The 1814-nt window shown below is 18.7% G+C and carries 2 protein-coding genes; one reads left to right on the top strand and one right to left on the bottom strand.

Translation table 11 applies throughout. The annotated features are described in order from the left end of the window. A partial coding sequence (locus OC683_RS02050) for a hypothetical protein (RefSeq protein ID WP_304514885.1) occupies positions 1-641 on the top strand: 641 nt, incomplete at its 5' end. Positions 642-834: 193 nt separating this feature from the next. Here the strand turns inward: OC683_RS02050 and OC683_RS02045 are convergent. After that, entirely contained in the window at positions 835-1608 is a 774-nt protein-coding gene (locus OC683_RS02045; RefSeq protein ID WP_304514883.1) for a hypothetical protein, read from the bottom strand. Between the last annotated feature and the right edge of the window lie 206 nt (positions 1609-1814).

Here is a 1814-nt window from a genome sequence, read left to right as displayed (position 1 = left end):
CTGAAAATGATAAAAGACATGATAAAAATGATGCGAGAAGCCAAGAAAACGATCAAAAACAAGATAAAAGTATTTTGGATTTTGATAAAAGATTACAAACATTAACTGAAATTAATCAAAGACAAGATAAAAGTTTTATTAATTTCAATCAAAGATTAAAAACTTTAACTAAAAATTATCAAAAACAAGATGAAACTGATCGAAAACAAAATGAAAATATTAATAAATTTAAAAACAAAGTTGCAAACTTCAAACCGATTCACGCAACATTAAATGAAGATAAATATCAAATACAAGAAAAATCAGCAACAAACACAATTAATTTAAATTATAAAAATCCATCAATAAAAGAAAAAAACAAAAATAATCAAAATTCTCAAAAAGATGATAATATTTTATCAGAAACAAATATAGAATTTTTACCATATCAACACAAAAATAAAATACTAAACAAACAAAAATCAAGTTTATTTCAAAAATTAATAAAATTAGTTCACAAATATTCAAAAAATATTTATTCTTCCGTTAATATTCAAACATGGACATTTGTATTTAAAAAATATAGTCAAATTTATTTATTCATCATTTTGTGTATAACGAATATTTTATTTTACTTATTATTAAGTAATAAATTAAAATAATAACATTCATAAAAATAAATATTAATTATTTTGTTTATATAATTAATTTTGATAAAATTTTTATTTTTAATTAAATTTATTGTAAAGATTTAATCAAAAGGTAAAGTAGCATTAAATATTTATAACTTTTAAAGCTAACTTTATTCTTTATTATTAGTTTGAAATCCTTCAAAATAAATAATTGATATGAAGATTACAATTGTTGAATGTAAAAATTATTTTTAATATATTGAATATTATATTGAATTTCTTTATGATGATTTTCTTCTATTTCATCAATTATTTTAGAAAATCTTTTTTGATTTTCTTTTTCTTTTTCGATTTCTTTATAAATATTTTCTTTTTGTTCTATTATTTGTATTATTTTTAATTGTAATTTTTGATGTTCTGTATCGAAATCATATTTTTTTATTTGTGGATTTATATTCGGATTATTATGATTTGGATATAATCGCTGATTTTCTAAATTAATTAATTTTTGTAATTCATCTTCGAATATTTTTAGATCAGGAAGAGAATTTAGTTTTTTTTGTAAATCATTTATTTTTATTTGGCTCTCATTAAACCATTTTTGCCATTTTTTTAATAATTCTTGTGTTTTTTTTATTTTTTCTTCAATATTAAATTTTGTTTTTTCATTTTGTATAAAAATTTGATCTTCGAACGGTAAAAAAGATATTTGAGAAACATCATCATATTTAAGGTTTAAAAAATATTTTTGAATTTGTTCCCATTGATCAAAATTAATATTAGTTTTATATTTTTTTTCTTCTTGAGAATTAAATTTTTGTATTGATGTTTGTGTTTTGGAATCGATTTTTATTTCTCTTGGAAAATTGGAATTTGATTTTTTTTGGAAATAAATATCATTATTATTTTCATTATTAATTTTTTGGTCAATATAAAAAGTTTTATCTTCCGTTTTAATATCCAAGTTTTGCATTTGTTCTGATAATTTGGAATTCATTTCTTCTGATAAATTCGAATCAGATACTTCTTGAAAAAAAATATCACTTTTATGCTCATTATTTTTATTAATGTATATAAAAATCGTATAAATTGCCTAACATAAATCGCAAAGTATTTCGTATTTTGCGATATTTTTCTTCTATTTGTTTTAAAATAGAATGATCTATTTTAACATCATTTTTATAATTAGTGCTAGCTACCCAT

The organism is Candidatus Phytoplasma crotalariae, from assembly GCF_030586865.1.
GTDB lineage: Bacteria > Bacillota_I > Bacilli_A > Acholeplasmatales > Acholeplasmataceae > Phytoplasma > Phytoplasma citri.
This window is presented reverse-complemented; position numbering and strand designations above follow the sequence as displayed.

Coding starts and splice junctions, on each gene's coding strand:
- OC683_RS02045 (WP_304514883.1), bottom strand. CDS start 1,608: ATGAATTCCAAATTATCAGAACAAATGCAAAACTTGGATATTAAAACG.